At 41.0% G+C, this 17,736-nt stretch carries 18 protein-coding genes; all 18 read left to right on the top strand.

The window, feature by feature from the left end:
* Positions 1–140 precede the first annotated feature (140 nt).
* The 18 genes from BT797_RS08200 to flhA all read left to right on the top strand — a co-directional run bounded on the left by BT797_RS08200 (position 141) and on the right by flhA (position 17,704).
* Complete coding sequence (locus BT797_RS08200; protein WP_045111366.1) at positions 141–1,196, top strand: sensor histidine kinase; 1,056 nt, start codon at positions 141–143, stop codon at positions 1,194–1,196.
* A 4-nt stretch (positions 1,197–1,200) separates the two neighbouring features.
* A complete protein-coding gene (locus BT797_RS08195; protein ID WP_075471638.1) occupies positions 1,201–2,592 on the top strand; it encodes a sigma-54-dependent transcriptional regulator in 1,392 nt (463 codons plus the stop codon).
* Between the two features lie 119 nt (positions 2,593–2,711).
* The gene (fliE, locus tag BT797_RS08190; protein WP_045111365.1) at positions 2,712–3,041 is read left to right on the top strand and encodes a flagellar hook-basal body complex protein FliE; all 330 of its coding nucleotides are present in this window, start codon (positions 2,712–2,714) and stop codon (positions 3,039–3,041) included.
* Between the two features lie 22 nt (positions 3,042–3,063).
* Positions 3,064–4,773 carry a flagellar basal-body MS-ring/collar protein FliF gene (gene fliF / locus BT797_RS08185; RefSeq protein WP_045111364.1) on the top strand — a complete coding sequence of 570 codons (1,710 nt, stop codon included), beginning with the start codon at positions 3,064–3,066 and terminating at the stop codon, positions 4,771–4,773.
* On the top strand, positions 4,766–5,809 hold the full coding sequence (gene fliG, locus BT797_RS08180) for a flagellar motor switch protein FliG (RefSeq protein WP_045111363.1): 1,044 nt from the start codon (positions 4,766–4,768) through the stop codon (positions 5,807–5,809). The genes fliF and fliG overlap by 8 nt, the downstream gene beginning before the upstream one ends.
* Before the next feature lie 27 nt (positions 5,810–5,836).
* Entirely contained in the window at positions 5,837–6,640 is an 804-nt protein-coding gene (locus tag BT797_RS08175; RefSeq protein WP_045111362.1) for a flagellar assembly protein FliH, read from the top strand.
* Positions 6,640–7,977: a flagellar protein export ATPase FliI gene (fliI, locus tag BT797_RS08170; protein ID WP_045111361.1), complete on the top strand. Its 1,338-nt coding sequence runs from the start codon at positions 6,640–6,642 to the stop codon at positions 7,975–7,977. The genes BT797_RS08175 and fliI overlap by 1 nt, the downstream gene beginning before the upstream one ends.
* Before the next feature lie 18 nt (positions 7,978–7,995).
* Positions 7,996–8,442 carry a flagellar export protein FliJ gene (gene fliJ, locus BT797_RS08165; RefSeq protein ID WP_075471624.1) on the top strand — a complete coding sequence of 149 codons (447 nt, stop codon included), beginning with the start codon at positions 7,996–7,998 and terminating at the stop codon, positions 8,440–8,442.
* Positions 8,443–8,562: 120 nt separating this feature from the next.
* A complete protein-coding gene (locus BT797_RS08160; RefSeq protein ID WP_075471622.1) occupies positions 8,563–10,128 on the top strand; it encodes a flagellar hook-length control protein FliK in 1,566 nt (521 codons plus the stop codon).
* Between the two features lie 54 nt (positions 10,129–10,182).
* Positions 10,183–10,692, top strand: a complete 510-nt coding sequence (gene fliL, locus BT797_RS08155; protein WP_045111358.1) for a flagellar basal body-associated protein FliL — start codon at positions 10,183–10,185, stop codon at positions 10,690–10,692.
* Between the two features lie 7 nt (positions 10,693–10,699).
* Positions 10,700–11,758, top strand: coding sequence for a flagellar motor switch protein FliM (fliM, locus tag BT797_RS08150; protein ID WP_045111357.1), 1,059 nt, complete (start codon positions 10,700–10,702; stop codon positions 11,756–11,758).
* Positions 11,759–11,767: 9 nt separating this feature from the next.
* Positions 11,768–12,151 carry a flagellar motor switch protein FliN gene (fliN, locus tag BT797_RS08145; protein WP_045111356.1) on the top strand — a complete coding sequence of 128 codons (384 nt, stop codon included), beginning with the start codon at positions 11,768–11,770 and terminating at the stop codon, positions 12,149–12,151.
* 1 nt (position 12,152) lies between these two features.
* Positions 12,153–12,476 carry a flagellar biosynthetic protein FliO gene (gene fliO / locus BT797_RS08140; RefSeq protein WP_045111355.1) on the top strand — a complete coding sequence of 108 codons (324 nt, stop codon included), beginning with the start codon at positions 12,153–12,155 and terminating at the stop codon, positions 12,474–12,476.
* Positions 12,466–13,212, top strand: a complete 747-nt coding sequence (fliP, locus tag BT797_RS08135) for a flagellar type III secretion system pore protein FliP (protein WP_045111354.1) — start codon at positions 12,466–12,468, stop codon at positions 13,210–13,212. Before fliO ends, fliP begins: the two co-directional genes overlap by 11 nt.
* 78 nt (positions 13,213–13,290) lie before the next feature.
* Entirely contained in the window at positions 13,291–13,560 is a 270-nt protein-coding gene (fliQ, locus tag BT797_RS08130) for a flagellar biosynthesis protein FliQ (protein ID WP_075471620.1), read from the top strand.
* A gap of 3 nt (positions 13,561–13,563) precedes the next feature.
* The gene (fliR, locus tag BT797_RS08125; protein ID WP_045111352.1) at positions 13,564–14,349 is read left to right on the top strand and encodes a flagellar biosynthetic protein FliR; all 786 of its coding nucleotides are present in this window, start codon (positions 13,564–13,566) and stop codon (positions 14,347–14,349) included.
* Between the two features lie 35 nt (positions 14,350–14,384).
* Entirely contained in the window at positions 14,385–15,515 is a 1,131-nt protein-coding gene (gene flhB, locus BT797_RS08120) for a flagellar biosynthesis protein FlhB (protein WP_045111351.1), read from the top strand.
* A gap of 89 nt (positions 15,516–15,604) precedes the next feature.
* Positions 15,605–17,704: a flagellar biosynthesis protein FlhA gene (flhA, locus tag BT797_RS08115; RefSeq protein WP_045111350.1), complete on the top strand. Its 2,100-nt coding sequence runs from the start codon at positions 15,605–15,607 to the stop codon at positions 17,702–17,704.
* Positions 17,705–17,736: the final 32 nt, after the last annotated feature.

The raw sequence follows: 17,736 nt of genomic DNA, 5'->3' as shown, positions 1-17,736 counted from the left end.
TCATCATTTATAAAATAAACGAGAAAGCTCAGCATTACGCTGGGCTTTTTTTGTTTTAATACATGGTATTACGGTTACTTTTAAATTGGCACACTTAATGCATTGTTAGGTGTGAGTCAATTTTTTAGCGGAGCGCTACCATGGTACAAGAATCTTATCCCGGCGAATTAGCAGAACTACGAGCGCACAAAGATCGTAGTGAAAAGTTAGTAGAAGCATTACCGTCTGGGTTGGTTATTCTTGATGGCAACGGTATTGTCATTGAAGTCAATAAAGTTGCTGTGCAATTACTTGGTGAACCATTGATTGATTCACGTTGGATGGATGTCATTCAACGTGCGTTTACTCCTAAAGAAGATGACGGACATGAAATCTCATTAAAGAATGGCTGTAAAGTTCAGCTTTCGATCACGACACTCGGCACGCAGCCAGGTCAATTAATTATGTTGACAGATTTAACTTATACACGGCATTTACAAGAACGTGTCAGTCATATGAAACAGTTGTCGTCATTGGGGCGAATGGTGGCGTCATTAGCGCACCAGATCCGCACACCATTATCAGCCGCATTATTATATGGCTCTAACCTTGCAAACCCGAATCTCCCGCCTGCATCAAAGAAACGTTTTCAAAGTAAACTTATTCAACGTCTTAATGATTTGGAAAACCAAGTTAATGACATGCTGCTATTTGCACGCACGGGTAAAGATTTAGTGGTTGAAGAGATTTCATTGCAGAATTTATTAGTTCAAGTGCAAGCGGGCAGCGAAGCGATGATGTTACAGACTGGTAGCAACATGCAAGTGACACTGCCTGAACCCGATTTATTAATTTTAGCCAATCGTAATGCATTATCTAGCGCGATTGGTAATTTGATACAAAATGCATTACACGCTTGTGGGCAAGGGGCTAACCTCGCGATTTCTGCCGTTCGATCTGGTGACGATAAAGTCGCAATTGTGGTGTCTGATGATGGTCCAGGGATATCGAAACCCATGCAAGCAAAAATTTTAGAACCTTTTTTTACTACTAAATCACAGGGGACGGGTCTTGGCCTTGCCGTTGTACAAAGTGTGGTAAAAGCGCACCAAGGCAGTTTAGAGTTAGACTCAACTGTCGGTGAAGGCAGTCGTTTTAGTATAATCGTACCGCTACATCGTGTAGCAGAACCTCAACCAATGGTAATAGGTGGATAACAGTATGTCCCATTCTCAAATTCTTGTAGTTGAAGATGATTTAGGTCTTCGTGAAGCCTTGGTTGATACCTTATTAATGGCTGGTTATGAATGCGATGAAGTTGATAGCGGTGAAAGCGCACTCATTGCATTAGGTAAAAAAGCCTATGATATGGTCGTGAGTGACATTCAAATGGGTGGTATGACAGGATTAACTTTACTGCATAATATTAAACAAAAATACCCCGATTTGCCGGTATTATTAATGACGGCTTTTGCCAAAGTAGATGATGCAGTAACGGCCATGCGTAATGGTGCAGTTGACTATATTGGTAAACCCTTCTCTCCAGAAGTATTGATTAATCAGGTTGGTCGTTATGTACCACCACAAAAAATAGTTAAACGAACACCTTGTTACGGTGATGAAAAAACAGAGCTGTTATTAAGTTTGGCGCGTAAAGTTGCTAAATCTGATGCAACAGTTATGGTGACAGGCCCAAGTGGTACGGGTAAAGAAGTACTATCACGTTATATTCATGATAATTCGCTGCGTTATGACGGTCCATTTGTGGCAATAAACTGTGCGGCGATCCCAGATAATATGTTAGAAGCAACACTGTTTGGTTATGAAAGAGGCGCATTTACTGGCGCGATACAAGCATGCCCTGGAAAATTTGAGCAAGCACAAAACGGAACCATTTTACTGGATGAAATTTCGGAAATGGATTTATCGCTGCAAGTTAAATTATTACGAGTACTGCAAGAACGTGAAGTTGAGCGATTAGGTAGCCGTAAAACGATTAAGCTTAATATACGAGTCATTGCTACCAGTAACCGAAATATGAAACAAGCGGTAGCGAATGGTGATTTTAGAGAAGATTTATACTATCGCTTAAATGTATTCCCATTAGTTTGGCTGCCATTAACTGAGCGCAAAGGTGATATTTTACCGATAGCGGAGCATTTATTAAAATTACACTGCAAGCAAAATAATATGCCAACACTAGAATTACTTAATTGCGCGAAGGCTAAGTTACAAATCTATCATTGGCCAGGTAATGTACGTGAATTGGATAACGTGATCCAACGCGCGATGATTTTAGCGGTTGATGGAAAAATAAAAGATGCAGATCTTATTTTAGAAGATTTTACCGCCGCAGATTTTCAAGTCATCGCACCGATTGATCAAGCGCCGCAGCTGCATATTAAATCGGAAATCCCTATGCGCAGTATTAATCAACCCAACGAGCCTTTAGGTAACGAATTACGTCAACAAGAGTATCAAATTATTTTGGAAACCTTGATTGGCTGTAATGGCGTTCGTAAAAACGTATCAGAGAAATTAGGTATCAGTCCACGTACATTACGCTATAAGTTAGCTAAAATGCGTGAACAAGGGATCGAAATTCCAGCATAACGATTATAAAATAGTTCGCATTATAAAAGGCCACAATTTATTGAAATTGAGGCCTTTTTTTATTGGCATATTAATTGCTTTATTAAGATAGGTCAAAAATATGACAACAAGGATAATCAATGAATATCGCAGCCAATAGTCTTTATGCTGAAATGCAAAGCATGTCGTTACAAGCAACCAAATTTGAAGTAGACCCAACCGCGGTTAAAGCGCCAAGCACTACATCTGCCAATTTTGGTGATATGTTGCAGCAAGCAATGGATAATGTGAACGGATTACAACAAAATACGGGTGATTTACGCACCCGTTTCGATCAAGGAGATCGCAGTGTGTCCCTAAGTGATGTTATGATAGCCTCGCAAAAATCGGGGATAGCATTCGATGCTACGGTACAGGTTCGTAATAAATTGATCGAATCCTATAAAGAAATAATGAGTATGCCTGTTTAATCTCGGGTAAAGGAGTAGCTCTGTGGCTGAAATAGCTTCAAGTACAGGTATCGTAAACAATGACGATATGGGTAATGATTTAGCGCAATTAGATGAGAATGAGCAAAAAAGCTCAGCATTTAGTTTTTTCTCTAGTGCCGATATCTTACGTCAAATTATTCTAATCTTAGCATTAGCGATTTCGCTAACCTTAGTGGTATTTATTTTACTCTGGGGTAAAGAGCCTGAAATGCGTCCTTTAGGCACGTATCAAACGGCTGAGCTTATTGAAACCCTTGAATTTTTAGACCAACAGAAAATAGAATATAAAATTAATGGCGATACGGTCTCTGTACCTGCAGAGCAGTACCAAGATATTAAATTACGATTACGTCGTTCAGGACTTGCTACAGCAGAATTACAAGGTGACGATATCTTGATGAAAGATATGGGCTTTGGTGTCAGCCAGCGTGTCGAGCAAGAACGTTTAAAACTTGGCCGTGAGCGTCAAATATCACGGGCATTGACGGAATTTAAACATGTATCAAAAGCACAAGTATTATTAGCCATTCCAAAAGAAAATGTGTTTGCTAAGCGCGATAAGAAACCCAGCGCAACAGTCGTATTGACGATACGTAATAGCAGCGCAATCTCACAAGAAAATATTGATTCTATGGTGCAGTTGGTTGCTTCTGCTGTTCAAGGCTTAGAACCCACGCGCGTGACCTTGACTGATCAAAATGGCCGCTTACTGAACTCGGGCAGTCAAGACATGATGGCAGCAAAAGGCCGACGTGAATTTGAAATGGTACAAAATCATGAACGTGAGTACCGAGACAAAATTGATTCTATACTTATCCCTATCTTAGGTATAAGTAATTATACCGCTGAAGTTGATGTATCAATGGACTTTAGTGTGACAGAGCAAACACAAAAACGTTTTAATCCCGATTTACCTGCGATACGCAGTGAAATGTTACTAGAACGTCAATCGATCGGAAATGGTAGTCAAGGTATTCCGGGAGCATTAACCAATCAGCCACCATTAGACGCTGATATACCTGAAGAGGCCGCTGGAGGGAATGCCGCTGCGCGTCCTACCGGTCAATCTCAAAAAGAATCAACGCGAAATTATGAACTGGATACAACAATCAGTCACACTAAATCACAAACTGGTGTTATTCGGCGCTTAAGTGTGTCTGTTGCGGTAGATTACATTAATAGTGCGAGTGCCGATGGAACACTCGTGAGGGAACCTCGTAGTCAAGCTGAACTCGCCAATATTCGTCGTGTTTTACAAGGTGGTGTGGGCTTTAATGTTAACCGAGGCGATGCTCTTGAGGTGGTTGCTATCCCATTTAATCGTCCTGAATTGGCTGCGATGGCTGAACTTCCAATTTGGGAAGAAGAATGGTTCTGGCGTGCCGTGCGTATTGTCGCTAGCTTAATCGTCATTGTGATATTAATTATGGCGATTATTCGTCCTATGATTAAACGTTTAATTAACAACGAACCAGAAGAAAAATTAGATGATTTAGACTTAGGTATCAGTGCCATTGAAAATGATGAAGATATGCAATTGCTTACTGCCGATTCCGATGTTGACACCGATTTTGCAATGCGCAGTGGTCATTTACAATTACCGAATTTACACAAAGACGAAGATTTGTTAGAAGCAGTTCGTGCACTGGTTGCTAACGAACCTGATTTAACTGCATTAGTAATTAAAGAATGGATGATAGAAGATGCCTGATTCTAATAAACAAGTAGCAACGGTAGAAAAATTTGATGCAACGACCCTAACTGGTATTGAGCGCTCTGCGATCCTAATGTTGAGTTTAAATGAAGGCGATGCTGCCACTATTTTTCGCCAGTTAGAGCCGAAACAAGTACAGCGCCTTGGTATGGCAATGGCATCAATGAAAGATTTTTCTCAGGCGAAAGTCGCAGGTGTACACCGTGCATTCATTGATGACATTCAAAAGTTCACTAATATTGGTGTGGGCAGTGAAGACTTCGTTCGAAACGCATTAACTGCGGCGCTGGGTGCTGACAAAGCTGGTAATCTGGTTGACCAAATTATTATGGGGAGTGGCGCTAAAGGTCTCGATTCATTGAAATGGATGGATGCACGTCAGGTGGCTAGTATCATTCATAATGAGCATCCGCAGATCCAAACTATTGTATTATCTTATTTAGAACCAGAACAGTCAGCTGAAATTTTATCGCAATTCCAAGATAAAGTACGTATCGATTTAATGATGCGTATTGCTAATTTAGAAGAAGTACAGCCAGCCGCACTGCATGAATTAAACGAGATCATGGAGAAACAGTTTGCTGGTCAATCTGGCGCTCAAGCCGCGAAGATGGGTGGTCTGAAAGCAGCTGCAAATATTATGAACTACCTCGATACCAATATCGAAGGCCAATTAATGGATGCTATTCGTGAGTCTGACGAAGAGATCAGTCAGCAGATCCAAGACCTTATGTTTGTGTTTGAAAATCTGATTGATGTTGATGACCGTGGTATTCAAGCACTACTGCGTGAAGTGGCGCAAGAGCAATTACAAAAAGCACTTAAAGGTGCCGACGATCAGCTTAAAGATAAGATCTTTAAAAATATGTCGAAACGTCAAGTTGAAATTCTGGAAGATGATCTGGAAGCAATGGGACCAATTCGGGTTAGCGAAGTGGAATCAGCACAGAAAGAGATCTTATCAATCGCGCGTCGTTTAGCGGATAGTGGTGAAATTATGCTTGGTGGAGGCGGTGGTGATGACTTCTTATAATCACATGCTTGTTAATGGGCAATTAGCATGACTGAGTCTTTAAAGCCAACGTTTGCACCGCTTGATAGTAGCGGTGACCATCAAATTGAAGATTGGTATTTACCGGATTTTGAAAAGACTCAAGCTGCCGCATTAAATACCAATGCACTTGGTATGAAATCTGATTGGTATGAAGGTAAGCTTGCTACAGGCGTGCCAGTTGAAGACGTTGAACCTCAGCCCATGACGGCAGAAGAACTTGATGCGATACGCCAAGCTGCGTATGAAGACGGTTATAGTGAAGGTAAAGAACAGGGTTACCAAGATGGTTTGAACAGCGGTACAGCTGAAGGTCTGAACCAGGGGGAAACAGAAGGTTTAGCGCAAGGACTCGCGCAAGGATTGGCTGATGGCCAGCAACAAATTACTGATAAGGCGGCTGCTTGGGAGCAATTGCAAACGCAAATGCATACCCCCCTTGCTGCGGTAAATAGTGAAGTAGAAAATGAATTAATTCGTGTGGCAACAGGTTTAGCAGAAGAATTAATTAAGACCGAAGTGACGTTTAATCACGATATATTATTGCAAACATTAAAGCTCGCGTTAGATGCTTTACCTGTACTTGAACAAAAAATTACCATTACATTACATCCTGATGATTTAGCGGTGATCAATGAATACTATTCTGTTGAAGAGTGCGTAAAGCGTGATTGGGTATTAATTTCAGAACCGATGATGAAACAAGGTGATTTGGTTATTAATAACGAAGTTTCGTCGGTAGAACTGTTAATGGAGCAACGTATAAAACAGATGATGCGTCAGTTTCTTATTGCCAATAAACCAGGTGCATAATGACGGAATTACTGACTCGATTACAACAATTGAACACTGACTCACTCGCGAATAAACCAACTGTTGCAGGTAAGCTTACTCGTGTGGTTGGTTTAACACTAGAAGCGGTTGGCTGCCGGGCTGCGATTGGCAGTTTGTGCTCTGTTGAAACTGACAATGGACTGATGGATGCTGAGGTTGTAGGCTTTGATGGCGATAAATTATTTTTAATGCCCAGTGAGCAAGTGACTGGTATTATTCCTGGCGCTAAAGTGACGCCACTCAATGAGACGCAAGGTATTCCAGTTGGTATGGAACTACTTGGACGTGTATTAGATGGTGTTGGTAAGCCAATTGACGGTAAAGGTGAGCTCATTACCGGACAAACAACATCTTTTACTGCTAAGCGTATTAATCCGCTGGCGCGTAAAAAAATATCACAACCACTTGATGTGGGTGTTAAAGCCATTAATGCAATGCTTACCGTTGGTCAAGGCCAGCGTATGGGACTTTTTGCTGGTTCCGGTGTAGGTAAGAGTGTGTTGCTAGGTATGATGACTCGCGGTTCAACTGCGGATGTTGTTATCGTTGGCTTGATCGGTGAGCGTGGCCGTGAAGTAAAAGAATTTATTGAAGAGATCCTCGGTGAAGAAGGACGCGCGCGATCTGTTGTTGTGGCTGCGCCCGCAGATGCCTCGCCGTTGATGCGTCTAAAAGGTTGTGAAACCTCATTAGCGTTAGCGGAGTACTTCCGTGATCAAGGATTGAACGTATTACTGTTAATGGATTCATTGACTCGTTTTGCGCAAGCACAGCGTGAAATTGCTTTAGCGGTCGGTGAGCCACCGGCAACGAAAGGTTATCCACCGTCAGTATTTGCAAAATTGCCACAGCTGGTAGAGCGTGCCGGTAACGGTAGTGACGAGCAAGGTTCGATTACCGCATTCTTTACCGTATTAACTGAAGGTGATGATTTACAAGACCCCATTGCAGATGCGTCACGCGCTATTCTTGATGGCCATATTGTATTGTCTCGAGAGTTAACAGACGCGGGGCACTATCCTGCGATTGATATTGAAAAATCTATTAGCCGTGTTATGCCTATGGTGACGACTGATTTTCATCAAGCCGCGGCTCGTGGATTCAAACAAGCTTACTCGCTATATCAACAGAACAAAGACTTGGTTTCGATTGGCGCTTATAGCCAAGGTGCGGATGCAAAAATTGATCGCGCTATTCGTTTAAAACCAGCAATGGACCAATTCTTACAGCAAGGTATGAAAGAAGTTATTCCGTTCTCGCAATGTGAAGAAATGCTTACTGCTATCGCGCCGCATCTAGGCGTGGCAACCTCATAATGAAACAGTGTCAATATAATGTCTAATACAGCGCTACAACGGGTCTATCAGCAACTTGAAGAACAAGAAAAACACGCCGCGAGAGCTTATGCGCTGATCCAACAAGATGCTGAGCGTTACCATAACCAAATGCAGCAATTAAGTGATTATCGTAAACAATATTTACAGCAATTCACTGAACGTGGGGAAGAAGGTATCTCAGGTAATAGTTATGCGCATTATCATAACTTCATGAAAAAACTAGAATTAGCTGAGTTTGAGCAGAAACAAGCACTCGATAATATCCAACAGACAGTTAAGAACAAGCACTTAGATTGGATGGAAATTCGTAAGAAGCGTGATGCACTGGGTTTATTATTAGATAAACGCAAAGCCGCCGCACAGCTTATCGAACAGCGACGTGAGCAAAAAGATCTCGATGAATTTTCTAACTTCCAATATTTCAAGCGTAAAAATAACCGATAATACGATTAATCTAGCCATATTTAGCGATTCATATTTTACAATTATTATTAATAGTACTCTGGCGTGAATTTTGCATTTATTTCGCTATAACTTTTTCTTGATGACATTTAGGCTTGAACTATGACTTTCTCTCTACACAAATCAACAGCGATGACTGATACACAGGCGGCGAATAATAAATCGCAAACGCTTAATGTCAAAGGCGATACAGCTGAAGATATGGCGAGCGATGGAGAGTTAAGTACGCCTGAAAGTAGCTTTTCTAAACTATTTTCTCTCTTTAGTAGCAATAATCAAACCGATGTTATCGTTAGACAAACAGCCATTGATAGCGCTGAGAATATAACGGCTGAGAGTGTGGCGGAGGGTTCTGTACTTAATACTGAGCCTGATTCTGCCGCTAGTATTGATGATGGTTTTGTCGCTGGGCAGATAGATAACGCTGATGAAGTTGAAGCGATAGCTGGCGATGGCTTAAGTGTCGTGAGCCAAAATGAAAGTAGTGATGACTTTTTGGCGCGTCTCGATCAATCATCTATGCTGTTGCAAAGTAATGCTGCGAGTGACGCAGGCACATATGTTCAGGGTAAAGCTAACGGTAATGAATTGCCTTTACAAGTCGAAGGGGGGAATATTGCCTCGTTAACATCTGTTAGCATGACTGACTTATCTACACCTGATAGTCGCGTTGCAGAAATGACTAATGTTAGTGATGTTAGTGATGTTAGTGATGTTAGTGATGTTAGTAATAATGAGCTGACACAAGCATTGCAAACGAACGAGCTATCAACAGATTTAACAGATTCAATCGTCCGAACAGATACTATTACAGCGTCAACGTTAGCCGGTATGTCGACAGTCGCTGGCCTTACTGATAATAATCCTCAATTTACGAGAGGCGATTTATTCGCTGCGGGCGATGCAATTAATGATGATGGCACACTTGATCGTGAACTATTAGGTGGCGCAGAAAAGGTAAACTTAGCCACTGTTTTTAGCGAAACAGGGTTGGCGAAAAATACACCTTTTGGTCAAGCTAATGGCATGGCCGCGGGGAGCAGCAGTGTAGTAGCAGAGAGTGATAATTCAGCACTTGAACAGCTGGGGATGACATCGGCTGAACCTATTGAACAATTAGACTTTGCGCAAATTATGGAATCAGCACGTAAGCAAGAACCGTTAGACCAAACCGCACGTACCTTGGTCAAGATACCGGTATTAACGGACGCTGAACAACAAGTATTAGAGAAACGGGTTAATCTTAATAACAATTCCGCGACTTCGGAATTAAATGAAAAAATCGCTATTATGGCGGGTAAAGAATTACAAACAGCGACAATCCGCTTAGACCCTGCTGAATTAGGTAGTATGAATATCAAATTGGTTGTGCAAAACGATCAAATAAATGTGACAATTCAAGCGCAAAATAATCAAAGCCGTGATTTACTTGAACAACAAATGCCGCGATTAAGAGAAATGTTACAGCAACAGGGGATGACATTGGGTGAGACGCAAGTGCAAGCCGACAGTGGGCAGCAGCAATCTGCATTTCAACAGTCAAGACAAGAAAACGGACAAAAAAATAGCAATAACGAAGCGAATTATACGATAGATTCACAGACTGAAGTCCCTGTTACTACTCAGTATTGGCAAGACTCAGCTAAAGGGGTAGACTTTTACGCCTAAACAGTTTAATTAGCATTTATTTAGCGTAATATAAAATTCGATTTAAGGACGATAATGGCCGACGACAACGATTTGAAAATAGATGATAAAAGTAAAGGCAATAAAAAAATTATTATTATTGCGGTGATTTTAATTTTAACGCTTGCAGGGGCTGGCGCAGCATTTTTCTTTTTAAGTAGCGATGATAGTGCGCCTACAGATAGCGCAAAACCTGTGATTGAAAGTGTCGATAGAAGTGTAGCAGAAACGGCATATTATGTTGCCATGCCACGTCCTTTTGTTTTTAATATTATAGGATTAAAGCGCGAACGTTTAGTTCAGATTAAAGTTCAATTAATGGTACGCGGTAGTGACAATCAAAAATTAGCAAAAACCAATGTCCCTTTAATTGAAAGTACCTTGTTGCAAGTTTTTAGCGCAACAACAGAACAGCAGCTCGCTACATATGAAGGCAAAGAATTATTGCGTTCAGATTCATTAGCGAGTGTGAATGAAATTTTGATTAAATATACTGGAAAAGGGGTTGTTGAAAAGATCCTGTTTTCTGGTTTTGTAATGCAGTAGGTTATGTGTGAGTGATTTATTAAGTCAAGACGAGATTGATGCGCTATTACACGGTGTTGATGATGTTGAAGAAGATGAGTTTGACACCGTAGAAGAGAGTGGCAATATTGTCGATTTTGACTTTTCATCGCAAGATCGTATTGTGCGTGGACGTATGCCTACGCTAGAGTTGGTGAATGAACGTTTCGCTCGGCACATGCGCATCAGCCTATTTAATATGATGCGTCGTACAGCTGAAGTGTCCATTAATGGCGTGCAAATGTTGAAGTTTGGTGAGTATGTTCACACATTATTCGTACCAACTAGTTTAAATATGGTACGTTTTCGCCCATTAAAAGGCACGGCGTTAGTGACCATGGAAGCACGGTTAGTGTTTATTTTGGTTGAAAACTTTTTTGGTGGTGATGGTCGTTATCATGCCAAAATTGAAGGTCGTGAATTTACGCCAACCGAACGCCGTATTATTCAAATGCTATTGAAGATTGTCTTTGAAGATTATCATGAAGCATGGGCTCCGGTCATGGATGCGGAGTTTGAATATCTAGATTCTGAAGTAAACCCGGCAATGGCCAATATTGTAAGTCCAACTGAAGTGGTTGTGGTTAGCTCATTCCATATTGAACTTGATGGCGGTGGCGGTGATTTTCATATTACCATGCCATATTCTATGCTCGAACCGATTCGTGAGTTACTCGATGCTGGTGTGCAAAGTGATAAAGAGGATACTGACGAACGTTGGAGCTCGGCATTGCAAGAAGAAATTTTAGACGTTCCGGTAGGGTTAAGCACAAGATTGCTTGAAACTGAGCTTTCATTAAGGCAGATAATGGAATTGAAGACGGGTGATATTATCCCCGTCGATATGCCAGAAGATCTTACTGTTTTCATTGAAGATTTACCGAGTTATAAAGCTAAACTTGGCCGAAATAGAGATAACGTAGCGGTTAAAATTAGTAAAAAGTTAAAAGTAAGTAATTTAACTAAATCAGAGATCGACCACGTTGCATTACGTGGTGGGTTATTGAATTTAGGCGAGCAAAATGATGATAAAAATGACGATAAATAAGGTATTTAAATGAGTACAGATCAAGACCAGATGGCGAATGATTGGGCTGCAGCGATGGCTGAACAAAGTACTGTTGAGGCCACTGAATTAGAAGATTTTAACAATGATGATGTTCCATTCTCGGCGGAACATCAACAAAAGCTAGATAGCATTCTTGATATTCCGGTTGTGATCTCGATGGAAGTTGGTCGTAGTAAAATTAGTATTCGTAATTTATTACAGTTAAACCAAGGTTCTGTTGTTGAACTCGATCGCATTGCGGGTGAACCACTCGATGTGATGGTTAACGGTACATTGATTGCCCACGGTGAAGTGGTTGTCGTCAATGATAAATTTGGTATTCGTTTAACTGATGTTATCAGTCAAACCGAACGTATTAAAAAGCTTAAATAATATGAACGATATTGATATGCTGCAATGGCTATTATCATTGCTGGTGGTTATTGCGGTTATCGTAATGTTAGCTTTTTTGGCCAAAAAGGCGCGCGTATTTGGTAGCAATCATCAACAGCTAAATGTCGTGGCAACGTTACCGTTAGGGCCGAAAGAACGTATCATGGTCGTACAAGTGGGTACAAAACAAGTACTACTTGGCGTAACTGGGCAACAAATTAATTTGCTCAAAGAACTTGAACAACCACTGATAAATAACCAACCTGAACTCAATCCATTTGCTACTAAATTAGCCCAGATGATGAAACCGCATAATGAAAAATAAGTTTACGGTATTGCTGTCGCTTGTCGTGCTCTTCTTCACCTCCGCTGCATGGGCTGATAATTCAGTGATGTCGGCGGTGAAAGTGATCACTAACAATGATGGCTCGCAGGAATACTCAGTGTCATTACAAATTTTAGCCATGATGACGGCGCTGAGTTTTATTCCAGCTGCGTTGATTATGATGACCTCTTTTACTCGTATCATCATTGTGTTGTCTATTTTACGCCAAGCATTAGGGTTACAACAAAGCCCTTCTAATCAGGTATTAGTCGGGATCACTTTATTCCTGTCTTTTTTTATTATGTCGCCAGTATTTGAGCGTATTAATGACAATGCGCTACAGCCTTATTTGAGTGAAGAACTGACCTCGATGCAAGCCTTTGAACAGGCTAAGTTGCCGATGCAACAATTCATGCTGGCGCAAACCCGGGTGACCGATATTGATACCTTCATGCGAATTGCAAAAGTTGAAGCGAATTCTCCTGAAGAAGTACCTTTACGCGTATTGATCCCTGCATTTGTTACCAGCGAATTAAAAACTGCCTTTCAAATTGGATTTATGGTGTTCATTCCATTTTTGATTATTGACTTGGTAGTGGCAAGTATTTTGATGGCGATGGGGATGATGATGTTATCACCGATGATTGTTTCATTACCTTTTAAGCTGATGTTGTTCGTGTTAGTCGATGGTTGGGGTTTAATTATGGGTACGCTTGCGACTAGTTTTGGCTTATGACGACGCTTTTTATATATAAGTCCTCATACAAGTTCATTAATCTGTTTATAATCCTGTTAATAAGTAATAGGGGACACCATGGCACCTGAAGTCTTTGTAGATATATTTCGACAAGCATTATGGACAGTATTACTGCTGGTATGTGCGGTTGTTGTTCCTGGGTTATTAGTCGGTTTAGTGGTCTCTGTCTTTCAGGCTGCGACTTCGATAAATGAACAAACATTAAGTTTCTTACCGCGTTTAATTGCGACCTTACTAGCACTCATTTATGGTGCGCATTGGGGCTTTGCTCGTTTGATGGAATTTTTTACCAATATGATGCTCCAAGTCCCACAAGTTGTAGGTTAATTAGTGGAGATTCTATCGGCTGATATTATGATGTTTATGGCTAGTTATATTTGGCCGTTTGCACGTCTTTCTGGCATGGTTATGGTAATGATAGTCAGTGGTGCGAAAACAACGCCACCCATGATTCGATTATTTTACTGTCTTGCCCTTACAGCTATGGTCGCGCCTGTATTACCACCTATGCCAGATGTAGAGTTGTTCTCTTTAGGCAGTTTTATGATTATTCTGCAACAGAGCTTGATTGGCATTGCGATTGGCTTTGTCACCGTTATGTTGATTCAGACATTTGTTATTGCGGGGCAAATTATTGCGATGCAAACCAGTTTAGGTTTCGCTGCAATGGCCGATCCTGCATCAGGTCAGACTTCACCTGTTATTGGTCAAATCTATATTTTACTAGGCACATTGGTTTATCTATCTGTTAATGGTCATTTATTTATGATTGAAACAGTCGTTAAATCTTTTGAGACACTCCCCGTTTCGGCCTCTGGTTTAATGGCTGTTCAGTACTATGAAATAGCGGGCTGGATGTCGGTAATGATTGCTGCTGCATTGAGTATGTCATTGTCTGCTGTTGTTGCTATGCTCGTGATTAACTTTTCATTTGGTGTGATGACCAAAGCTGCACCACAACTCAACGTATTTAGTTTAGGTTTCGCGGTTGGTATGGTCGCAGGCTTATTTATTATTTACTTATCATTAAAAAGTTTTATGTTTCATTTTAATGCCCAATGGCAGAGAGCGGGTGAATTGATTTGTTCGCTGCTCAATAATGCTTGTGTGTATTAACGCCGCTCACCACATTAGGATAAAGGTATTTCCTCATGGCTGAAAAAGACGGACAAGAACAAACCGAAGACGCCACCGAGAAAAAGCTCACCCAAGCCAGAGAAAAAGGTCAGGTAGTACGTTCGAAAGAACTCGCGACAACCTTGGTTCTGACGGCAAGTGGTGCGGCTTTCCTTGCTTTTGGTGATGCACTTGCCCGTGCGCTTGTGACTAATATGACACGCCTATTTCAACTTAAGCGTGAAGAAGTATTCAGCCCTGATGCTTTGCTTGAAATTGTAAGTGTGAGTGTTAAACCGTTATTTTGGCCTCTTTTTGGTATTATGATTGTGGGTTTTTTTGCCGGTATTATCGGCAATATTCTTATGGGGGGCATGGTTTTTAGTGGTGAATCCATTCGTCCAAAAGCATCAAAAATGTCTCCTAAAGCGGGTCTTAAAAGAATGATGGGACCGCAAGCCATGGTTGAATTGATTAAATCAATTGCCAAGGTTGCGGTTGTTGTGACGATTGCCTTATTGGTGTTAAAAGTACAATTTTTACAGATTATGGAGTTTAGTCTCCAGCCATTACATATTTCGATTATCCAATCGTTGAATTTTTTGACGGATATTTTTATTTGGTTGTGTGCGTCTTTGATTATTATTGTCGCGATTGATGTGCCTTATCAATATTGGAAGCATGCCAAAGAATTGCGGATGACCAAGCAAGAAGTTAAAGATGAAATGAAAGATGTGAATGGTAATCCACAGTTAAAAAGTAAGATCCGACAAATGCAGATGGAGGTATCGCAACGTCGTATGATGGGTGATGTTCCTGATGCTGATGTGATTATTACCAACCCTACGCATTATTCTGTGGCGTTAAAATACGAAAAAACCGGTAACGCCGCCCCTAAAGTTGTGGCTAAAGGTGTTGATCAAGTGGCATTTCGTATTCGTGAAATGGCAAAAGAACACAAAGTACCAATCTTAGAATCTGCGGCTTTAACACGTGCTATTTATCATACCACTGAGATCGATGATCCAATACCTGAAGGGTTATTTACCGCGGTCGCACAGATACTTGCATATGTTTATCAGCTTGAACAATTTAAGCAGCGTAAAGGTAATCGGCCTAAACCGTTACCAAAAACCATCGATATTCCTGATGATCTAAAATATTAGCGTCATTTTGGGACTTCAGCACCTAATGCTTTTGCCTTAGGTATGATTATTGCTTTATACTATCAAGCATAAAATTTTGAGGTCTCGTAATGCAAGTAGCAACAAATCTGTCAAAAATCTGGGGTAAAAGAGCGATTGCGTTAGAAAATATCGGCACCCCGATAGTTGTGTTAGCTACACTCGGCATGGTTGTATTACCGATACCTGCATTCCTACTAGATGTGTTCTTTTCTTTTAATATCGCTTTATCGTTATTAATTCTGCTTGTCTCGGTATACGTCAATAAACCACTTGATTTTGCAGCATTTCCGACAGTGTTATTAATTGCAACATTACTACGCTTAGCCCTGAATGTTGCATCAACTCGAGTGGTGTTACTAGAAGGGCATAAAGGTGGTGATGCTGCCGGACAAGTTATCGATGCCTTTGGTTCTGTTGTGATCGGCGGAAATTTGGCGGTCGGTCTCATTGTTTTTATGATTTTAATGATTATTAACTTTGCTGTGGTAACCAAAGGTGCTGGACGTATTTCGGAAGTAAGTGCGCGTTTTACGCTCGACGCTATGCCGGGTAAACAGATGGCCATTGATGCCGATTTGAACGCAGGTATTATTGACCAAGAGCAAGCCAAATCACGCCGAGAAGAAGTCACTCAAGAAGCTGATTTTTATGGTTCGATGGACGGTGCCAGTAAATTTGTAAAAGGTGATGCGGTCGCTGGTTTATTGATTTTATTTATTAATATTATCGGTGGCCTTATCATTGGTATTTCCCAGCATGATTTAAGTTTTGCGGAAGCCGGTGAAATTTATACATTATTGACCATTGGTGATGGCCTGGTTGCTCAGATACCGTCATTACTCTTATCTATCGCCGCAGCGATCATTGTTACTCGTCAAAATAAAGACGAAAAGCTCGGCACTCAAGTTACGACCCAAATGGTAGCTAATCCAAAAGCATTGGCTGTTGTTGCTGTCATTATGACCGTGATGGGGTTAGTACCAGGTATGCCACACCTTGCTTTTATCGGCTTTGGTGTGATTACTGGTGGTTGGGCGTGGTGGTTAATGAAAGCAGAAGCCAAACGCGAAGAAGAAAAAAACAACATTCCAGAAGATGCAGATATTAAAGCGAATTTGAATGATCAAAAAGATCTCGACTGGGACGATGTTAAACCCGTAGATACGATCGGTCTGGAAGTCGGCTACCGACTTATTCCTATGGTTGATAAGAGCCAAGGTGGTGAGTTATTAAACCGTATTAAAGGTGTTCGTAAGAAGCTTTCTCAAGAATTAGGTTTTTTGGTGCCCGCTGTGCATATTCGTGACAACCTCGAATTACCACCAAATTGTTATAGTATTAATATTATGGGAGTTTCAAATGGTGAAATTGAAATTTTCCATGATAAAGAGTTAGCCATTAATCCGGGTCAGGTATATGGCAAGATTGATGGTATTTCAACCATAGACCCCGCTTTTGGCCTGCCTGCTTTATGGATCAACCCTCAACAGCGTGATCAAGCGCAAACCTTGGGTTATACAGCTGTTGACTCAGCTACAGTTGTTGCTACACACTTGAGTCAGTTACTACTGAACAATGCAGCGCAATTACTCGGTTATGAAGAAGTGCAGAATTTATTAGATGTATTAGCGAAAACACACCCTAAACTGGTCGAAAGTTTAGTCCCTGAAATTTTACCGTTAGGGGTTGTTGTAAAAGTGTTGAAAGGGTTATTACATGATAATGTGCCAATTCGAGATATTCGCTCCATTGTTGAAACAATGGCTGAATATGGTACTAAAACGCAAGATCCAGAAGTGTTGATTTCTGCTTGCCGTGTAAGCTTACGCCGCATGATTGTTCAAGATATAAATGGTATTGACAGTGAATTACCTGTCGTAACATTGGCTCCAGAATTAGAGCAAATATTACATCAGTCGTTACAGGCTGCTGGTAGTGAAGGTGCGGGTATTGAACCTGGTTTAGCTGAAAGAATGCAAACCTCATTAACAGAGGTTGCACAAAATCAAGAATTAGCGGGACAACCGGCAATCTTGCTGACCTCTGGTGTATTAAGGTCCACATTGGCGAAATTTGTGAAGTACTCAATACCCTCATTACGCGTATTATCATATCAAGAAGTACCTGATGATAAACAGATTCGAATTGTAAGTGTTGTTGGTCAATAACACGTAAATAAAAAATTTAAGTAGCGAACAGA

The organism is Moritella viscosa, from assembly GCF_900120065.1.
Taxonomy (GTDB): domain Bacteria; phylum Pseudomonadota; class Gammaproteobacteria; order Enterobacterales; family Moritellaceae; genus Moritella; species Moritella viscosa.
This window is presented reverse-complemented; position numbering and strand designations above follow the sequence as displayed.

Coding starts and splice junctions, on each gene's coding strand:
- BT797_RS08200 (WP_045111366.1), top strand. CDS start 141: ATGGTACAAGAATCTTATCCCGGCGAATTAGCAGAACTACGAGCGCAC.
- BT797_RS08195 (WP_075471638.1), top strand. CDS start 1,201: ATGTCCCATTCTCAAATTCTTGTAGTTGAAGATGATTTAGGTCTTCGT.
- fliE (WP_045111365.1), top strand. CDS start 2,712: ATGAATATCGCAGCCAATAGTCTTTATGCTGAAATGCAAAGCATGTCG.
- fliG (WP_045111363.1), top strand. CDS start 4,766: ATGCCTGATTCTAATAAACAAGTAGCAACGGTAGAAAAATTTGATGCA.
- BT797_RS08175 (WP_045111362.1), top strand. CDS start 5,837: ATGACTGAGTCTTTAAAGCCAACGTTTGCACCGCTTGATAGTAGCGGT.
- fliI (WP_045111361.1), top strand. CDS start 6,640: ATGACGGAATTACTGACTCGATTACAACAATTGAACACTGACTCACTC.
- fliJ (WP_075471624.1), top strand. CDS start 7,996: ATGTCTAATACAGCGCTACAACGGGTCTATCAGCAACTTGAAGAACAA.
- BT797_RS08160 (WP_075471622.1), top strand. CDS start 8,563: ATGACTTTCTCTCTACACAAATCAACAGCGATGACTGATACACAGGCG.
- fliL (WP_045111358.1), top strand. CDS start 10,183: ATGGCCGACGACAACGATTTGAAAATAGATGATAAAAGTAAAGGCAAT.
- fliN (WP_045111356.1), top strand. CDS start 11,768: ATGAGTACAGATCAAGACCAGATGGCGAATGATTGGGCTGCAGCGATG.
- fliO (WP_045111355.1), top strand. CDS start 12,153: ATGAACGATATTGATATGCTGCAATGGCTATTATCATTGCTGGTGGTT.
- fliP (WP_045111354.1), top strand. CDS start 12,466: ATGAAAAATAAGTTTACGGTATTGCTGTCGCTTGTCGTGCTCTTCTTC.
- fliQ (WP_075471620.1), top strand. CDS start 13,291: ATGGCACCTGAAGTCTTTGTAGATATATTTCGACAAGCATTATGGACA.
- flhB (WP_045111351.1), top strand. CDS start 14,385: ATGGCTGAAAAAGACGGACAAGAACAAACCGAAGACGCCACCGAGAAA.
- flhA (WP_045111350.1), top strand. CDS start 15,605: ATGCAAGTAGCAACAAATCTGTCAAAAATCTGGGGTAAAAGAGCGATT.